Origin of the sequence: Streptomyces sp. GC420, from assembly GCF_009916105.1 — a bacterium.
Lineage (GTDB): Bacteria > Actinomycetota > Actinomycetes > Streptomycetales > Streptomycetaceae > Streptomyces.
On the sequence record NZ_JAAAXQ010000058.1, the window covers coordinates 22,227 to 28,226 of the forward strand.

The 6,000-nt window shown below is 72.7% G+C and carries 7 protein-coding genes, 1 tRNA gene and 1 pseudogene; 3 read left to right on the plus strand and 6 right to left on the minus strand.

What is annotated here, in order from left to right; all coding sequences use genetic code 11:
• Nucleotides 1-88: 88 nt before the first annotated feature.
• A complete protein-coding gene (locus GUY61_RS10330) occupies nt 89-526 on the plus strand; it encodes a DUF1932 domain-containing protein (protein WP_166629789.1) in 438 nt (145 codons plus the stop codon).
• Between the two features lie 235 nt (nt 527-761).
• Here GUY61_RS10330 and GUY61_RS10335 read toward each other — a convergent pair whose 3' ends face one another.
• On the minus strand, nt 762-1,772 hold the full coding sequence (locus GUY61_RS10335; protein WP_166629780.1) for an amidinotransferase: 1,011 nt from the start codon (nt 1,770-1,772) through the stop codon (nt 762-764).
• A 303-nt stretch (nt 1,773-2,075) separates the two neighbouring features.
• A tRNA-Pro gene (locus GUY61_RS10340) sits at nt 2,076-2,149 on the minus strand.
• Between the two features lie 269 nt (nt 2,150-2,418).
• Between GUY61_RS10340 and GUY61_RS10345 the strand changes: the two genes are divergently transcribed.
• A complete protein-coding gene (locus GUY61_RS10345) occupies nt 2,419-3,072 on the plus strand; it encodes a transketolase (RefSeq protein WP_243766339.1) in 654 nt (217 codons plus the stop codon).
• Between the two features lie 51 nt (nt 3,073-3,123).
• Nucleotides 3,124-4,023 carry a transketolase family protein gene (locus GUY61_RS10350; protein ID WP_166629782.1) on the plus strand — a complete coding sequence of 300 codons (900 nt, stop codon included), beginning with the start codon at nt 3,124-3,126 and terminating at the stop codon, nt 4,021-4,023.
• Here GUY61_RS10350 and GUY61_RS10355 read toward each other — a convergent pair.
• The 4 genes and pseudogenes from GUY61_RS10355 to GUY61_RS10370 all read right to left on the minus strand — a co-directional run.
• On the minus strand, nt 4,013-4,369 hold the full coding sequence (locus GUY61_RS10355) for an MmcQ/YjbR family DNA-binding protein (protein ID WP_166629783.1): 357 nt from the start codon (nt 4,367-4,369) through the stop codon (nt 4,013-4,015). The genes GUY61_RS10350 and GUY61_RS10355 overlap by 11 nt on opposite strands.
• 210 nt (nt 4,370-4,579) lie before the next feature.
• The gene (locus GUY61_RS10360) at nt 4,580-5,161 is read right to left on the minus strand and encodes an ATP/GTP-binding protein (RefSeq protein ID WP_166629784.1); all 582 of its coding nucleotides are present in this window, start codon (nt 5,159-5,161) and stop codon (nt 4,580-4,582) included.
• Nucleotides 5,139-5,519 carry a DUF742 domain-containing protein gene (locus GUY61_RS10365; protein WP_398954954.1) on the minus strand — a complete coding sequence of 127 codons (381 nt, stop codon included), beginning with the start codon at nt 5,517-5,519 and terminating at the stop codon, nt 5,139-5,141. The genes GUY61_RS10360 and GUY61_RS10365 overlap by 23 nt, the downstream gene beginning before the upstream one ends.
• 2 nt (nt 5,520-5,521) lie before the next feature.
• A pseudogene (locus GUY61_RS10370) lies at nt 5,522-5,878 on the minus strand (roadblock/LC7 domain-containing protein); the annotation flags it as partial.
• Nucleotides 5,879-6,000 lie beyond the last annotated feature (122 nt).

A 6,000-nucleotide genomic window follows, 5' to 3' on the forward strand; every position in this document is an offset into this window, starting at 1 on the left:
CCGTCGCGGGGGCTCCGGGCGGCTGGACGCCGTCGCGGGACTTCCGGCTTCCCGGGAACACGGGGTCAGGTTCGCGGACGTGGCCATCATGGCGCCGGTGCCCGGCCGCGGCCTGCGCACACCGATGCTGGCCTGCGGCGAGGGCGCCGACGGCGTCGCGGACCTCCTCGGCGCGCTGGGCGCCTCCGTGGAGGTGCTGCCCGGCGGGCCCGGAACCGCGGCCGGCCGCAAACTACTGCGCAGCGTCTTCTACAAGGGCCTCGCGGCAGCGGTGGTCGAGGCCCTGGAGGCCGCACGCGCGGCGGGGTGCGAGCGGTGGTTGCGGAACAACATCGTCGCGGAGCTGACGCGGGCGGGCGAGGACACCGTGGAGCGGCTGGAGACCGGAACCCGGCGGCACGCGGTCCGCCGTGCGGCGGAGATGGCGGCCGCGGCGGAACTGCTGACCGAGCTCGACGTGCCACCGCTCGTCACGAACGCGAGCCGGGAGCTGCTGGAGCGGCTGTCCGCCGGGGAGCATGCCTGACCGAGCGCCACCGGGCCGCGGGGGCGCCGGGCTGTCACGCCATGCGGCTGTGACGCCATGCGGCCGGGCCACGTGGGCGCGACCGGCCGTGGCGGACCCGCGGACGACGCACCCGCGGATGACATACCCGCCGCGTGGGCCGCCGTGTGCCACGGTGAACTGCAGGCCGGTGAACGGCGGAGACGGCGGATCGCGGCCACCGCCGGGCGGTCGCGGGGATCGCCGGCTCGGCCGGTCACCCCTCCAGTTCACGCACCAGCGGATGGTGGGAGCAGCGGAAGCCACCGGCGAACGGGGTCACCGCGTCGTAAGGAAGGGTGTGGACCGTGACGTTCCGCGCGGTCAGCGCCTCGGCGAGCACCGGCAGCCTCTCGTCCACCAGGACTTCCCCAGGACCGAGCACGAGGCTGTTGCCCGCCAGGAGGTTGACCGCCTCCCACAGGCCGACCTCGATCAGCTCCCAGTCCGCGACCGGCGCGGGCAGACCGTCGGTGAACTGCTCCCGGCAGACGACGGCGAGGCCCTCGCGTACTGCGGTGAGCCCGTCGTCCAGGTGGATCACCTGCTCGACGAGCGGCACCTCGTGCACGCGGTACCCGTCGCCCAGCAGGCGTGCCAGCCATCGGGCCCCGGCCGGGTCCGAGGCCGCGCCGCCCCGGCCGCACCCGACCAGGATGTCGCGGCCCATGAGCAGTACGTCACCCCCTTCGAGGAACGGGCCTCTCGCCCCGCCCAGGTCGGGCACCGGCACCGGCGCGGGCGGTGGCATGACCGAGAAGCGGGCGCCGCGGGCCTCGGCGGCCTCGAAGACCGGCCGCAGGCCGAAGCGCTCCTTGAAACGGGCGGGCAGCCGCAGGGCGGTCTCGACTACGTGGTCGCCGACGACGAGCATCGGATCGCGGACGAAGGTCTGCATGCTGAACTGCCCCCCGTCCTCGTACGCCCGCAGCTCGTTCTCGGTGAGTTCGCGCGGACGGTGGACGACCACTCCCCGGCCGGCCAGGAACCGGGCCAGCCCTTCGACCTGTTCCACGCACCTCCCGTACCCTTCCGGGTCTGCCTCGGACCATGGCCGGCCCGCCCAGCGCGGCAACCGCTCCCTGGTCCGTTCGGGGAGGAAACCGAGGGAAGCGGGCATTCCGCGGGCGAGACCGGCGGGAACGGTGAAGTCGATGACGCGTCCCACGACGGTCTCCTTCAGCACTCCCCACTCGTGGCTCACGTTGATCCGGCCGGATGCGGTCATGCGCGTGGCTCCTGTCGCCAGGGGGAGAACCTCATCGGTCGACCACATACATCGGACGGCCGGCCCCTGCCGGAAACGCCCCCTTCCGGGTGAGACGGCACGGGGCGCCGGGAGCCACGGCGCGTTCGGCACCCCAACCGTCTCGCACGGCAACGCCTGGGACCTCGGGGGAACATGGAACGGCGCGTCCACCCGGATCCCCGTCTCGTCACCCGCGGCCTCCGAGGGCTCCCTCGCGAGGACGGCCATACGGCAAAGGCCGTTTCCGGTATCCGGAAACGGCCCTCATCTGCGACATATCTGTCGGGACGACAGGATTTGAACCTGCGACCCCTTGACCCCCAGTCAAGTGCGCTACCAAGCTGCGCCACGTCCCGTTGCTCGTTTGACCTGGGGTTTCCCCGGGCCGAACGCGCATGCAAACAATACCGCACTCCGGCCGGTGATCGCGCGCGCCTTTGCGGCGGCCCGGGGAGGGAACCGGGGCCCGGGCCACCGGCGCGTTTGACCTCAAGTCCACTTGAGGTCGCAGGATCGCCGTATGACCACGACGACACCGAGGACGACGCACGACCACGACCATGGCCACGGCCACGGCCACGACCGCCGGGGGCACGGCTACGGCTATGCCGACCTGCCCCGGCTGATGGCGCTGATGACCGGGGACGAGAAACACGGGCCCGCGGCCACCTCGACGCTGGACGCGCTCTGGGTGCTCTACGACCGGGTCCTCCGTGTCGGCCCCGAGACCGCCGAAGCGCAAGGCCGGGACCGTTTCCTGCTCTCCAAGGGGCACGGCCCGATGGCGTACTACGCGGTGCTGACCGCCAAGGGCTTCGTCCCCGAGGAGTGGCTGACCGGCTTCGGCTCGTACGACTCGGCGCTCGGGCACCACCCGGACCGGCTGCTGGTGCCGGGCGCGGAGATCGGCAGCGGTTCGCTCGGGCACGGGCTGCCGCTGGCCGTCGGAACGGCGCTGGGGCTGCGCGCGCGAGGGCTCGGCGACCCGCGGGTGTGGGTGTTGATCGGGGACGCCGAACTGGACGAGGGCAGCAACCACGAGGCGATCGCGTACGCCGGTCCCTCCGGTCTGGAGGCGCTGCACACGCTGGTGATCGACAACGCGTCCGCCACCCACGCAAGGCCGGGCGGCATCGCCGCCCGGTTCGAGGTCGCGGGCTGGTCCGTGATGACCGTGGACGGCCGCGACCACGAGGCACTGTACGCCGCGTACACCGCTCCGCACCCGGGCCAGCCGCACGCGGTCGTCGCCCGGGTCGAGCCCAGGCACGCCGCCTGACCACGACCGACCGCAACGCCGTTCCACAGTCCCCGGAAGGACAGAACCACCATGGAGACCATGCGCGAGCGCTTCTACTCGACCGCATCCCGGCTGCTCGACGAGGACCCGAGAACGGCCGTCGTCCTCGCCGAGATCGGTATGGACGGCTTCCGGGAGGCGGCCCTGGCCCACCCGGACCGGGTGATCAACGTGGGCATCAGGGAGCAGCTGATGATCGGTGTGGGCGGCGGACTCGCCCTGGCCGGGCTGCGCCCGATCGTGCACACCTTCGCGAGTTTCCTCGTGGAGCGGCCCTTCGAGCAGATCAAGCTGGACTTCGGGCATCAGGGTGTGGGCGGTGTGCTGGTCAGCGCGGCGGCGTCGTACGACTGGCCGGCCGGTGGACGCACCCACATGGCGCCCGGTGATGTGGCGCTGCTCGACACCCTGGACGGCTGGACCGTCCACGTGCCGGGGCACCCGGACGAGGCCGAGACGCTGGTGCGGCACGCGGTGGCCGCCGGCGACGACAAGGTGTACGTCCGGCTGTCCCTGCAGTCCAACGCCGATCCGCTCCCGGTCGCCGGGGTGGGTTTCCGCACCGTCCGCGAGGGCGGCCGGGGCGCCGTCGTGGCCGTCGGTCCCATGCTCGACAGCGTCCTGGCCGCGACGGAGGGCCTGGACGTCACCGTCCTGTACGCCGCGACCGTGCGGCCCTTCGACGGGGAGGCGCTGCGCCGGGCGGTGGCGGGCCCGGCGGTGGAGGCCGTGGTCGTCGAGCCGTACCTCGCGGGGACCTCGGTGGCTGCGGCGGGCGAGGCGCTCGCGGACGTTCCGCACCGGGTGCTGGGGCTCGGCACCCGCCGCGAGGAGCTGCGCCGCTACGGCACGATGTCCGAGCACATCTCCGCCCACGGGCTGGACCCGAGGTCCCTGCGGGAGCGGATCGACGCCTTCCTCAGTCGGTGACGCACAGCCCGGGGTGGGCGTCCTGAAGCCTCCGCGGGGCGGCCTGACGCCAGGAGTCCAGCAGGATTGCGTACAGCTCCTCCTCGTCCTCCAGGGCGCCCAGCCGCACCCGTATCCACGCGAAGGCGTCGTCGTGCCCCTCGCGCAGGAAGAACTTGTCCGGCTCCGAGGCGATGAGCTCGGCGCGCTCCTCCCTGGGGCACTTCACACCCATCGAGGCGTCGTCGTCCCCCAGGGTGGCGAACATCTTTCCGGCGACGCGGAAGGTGGGCATGCCCCACGCCAGTCTCTCGGAGGTGTCGGGCAGCGAGAGAGCGATTCTGCGGACGTCGGCGGCGGTCGTCATCCGGGTCCTCCGTTCCTGGCGGCGGCACTTGGGACGAACATAGCCGCCGCCACTGACAATCGGCCCGGCCCCGGGAACCGGCCCGCCGCAGCCCGTGGCCCACCGCCGTGACGGACGGCGGACGGCGGACGGCGGACGGTCAGCGTCGCGCGGCCAGCGGACGGCGGACGGCGGACGGTCAGCGTCGCGCGGCCGGCGGACGGCGGACGGTCAGCGTCGCGCGGCCGGGGCGGTGGCGAGGAGGTGACCGACCAGCGTGACCAGGGCCCTGATCCCCGAGTTGGCCAGCCGGGCGTCACACATCACGATCGGCACGTCGGGCCCCGTGCCGATCGCGGCCCGCACCTCTTCGGGCTCGTAGCGGTGGGCGCCGTCGAACTCGTTGACGGCGACGACGAAGCCGATGCCCCGCTGCTCGAAGAAGTCCACGGCGGGGAAGCAGTCCTCCAGCCTGCGGGTGTCGACGAGCACGACGGCGCCCAGGGCGCCGTTGGCCAGCTCGTCCCACATGAACCAGAAGCGCTGCTGGCCGGGTGTGCCGAAGAGGTACAGCACATTGCGGGCGTCGAGGGTGATACGGCCGAAGTCCATGGCAACGGTGGTCTCCCGCTTGCCCTCGACCCCGGCCAGGCTGTCGATGCCCGCGCTCGCGTTGGTCAGCAGTTCCTCGGTGCTCAGCGGCTGGATCTCGCTGACCGCACCGACGAAGGTCGTCTTGCCGACCCCGAATCCGCCCGCCACCAGGATTTTCAGCGCGTTGGGGAAGGGTTCAGAGCCGTCGTCGTAGGCCATCGAGCGTTGCCTCCAGATCGGACCGGTGGGCCGTGGGGTTGTCCTGGAACGCCGGGGCCTGTGCGGTGACGGCTCCGTAGTCCAGCAGGTCGCTGAGCAGGATCTTGGTGACCGCGACGGGCAGTCGCAGCTGTGCGGCGATCTCCGCGACGGGGACGGGGGGTCCGTCACAGAGGGCGAGCGCCTGGGCGTGCTCCGGGCCGAGGTGGCCCGGTGGGGCCGGTCCATCGGCCCGGACCAGGGTGAGCAGGTCCAGCGCCGCCGAGGGACGGGTCCGGCCGTTGCTCACCGCGTAGGGGCGGATGAGCCGGCCGGCCTCGTCGTCGAACCATGGCCCGTCCGGCGGGGACGGCGCCACCCTCAGCGCCCCGGGGCGCTCGGCGGCGGGGTGCCCTGCCTCGTGGGTGTCACGAGGTACGGGCGGACGCTCTTGACCAGCATGGCCATCTCGTAGCCGAGCACCGCCGCGTCCGCCTCGCGGTCGGCGAGTACGGCGAGGCAGGTGCCGGAACCCGCAGTGGAGACGAACAGCAGGGTGGTGTCGAGTTCCACGACGATCTGCCGGACGTCGCCGCCGTCACCGAATCGGGTGCCCGCGCTGCGTCCCAGCGAGTAGAGACCGGAGGCGAGCGCCGCCATGTGGTCGGCGCCGTCCGTCTCGAGGCCGTGGACGGCCTTGACCAGTCCGTCGGCGGAGAGCAGCACGGCGCTGCGGGTGGCACCGATCGCATGAGTGGGCGCGCCTGGGGCGTGCTCTTCGTGCTGTGTGGTGCGATCTTCCTCGAGGGCGTCGACGTGGCCATGCTCAACGTGGCCCTGCCGTCCATCAGGGCCGACCT

Coding starts and splice junctions, on each gene's coding strand:
- GUY61_RS10330 (WP_166629789.1), top strand. CDS start 89: ATGGCGCCGGTGCCCGGCCGCGGCCTGCGCACACCGATGCTGGCCTGC.
- GUY61_RS10335 (WP_166629780.1), bottom strand. CDS start 1,772: ATGACCGCATCCGGCCGGATCAACGTGAGCCACGAGTGGGGAGTGCTG.
- GUY61_RS10345 (WP_243766339.1), top strand. CDS start 2,419: ATGGCGCTGATGACCGGGGACGAGAAACACGGGCCCGCGGCCACCTCG.
- GUY61_RS10350 (WP_166629782.1), top strand. CDS start 3,124: ATGGAGACCATGCGCGAGCGCTTCTACTCGACCGCATCCCGGCTGCTC.
- GUY61_RS10355 (WP_166629783.1), bottom strand. CDS start 4,369: ATGACGACCGCCGCCGACGTCCGCAGAATCGCTCTCTCGCTGCCCGAC.
- GUY61_RS10360 (WP_166629784.1), bottom strand. CDS start 5,161: ATGGCCTACGACGACGGCTCTGAACCCTTCCCCAACGCGCTGAAAATC.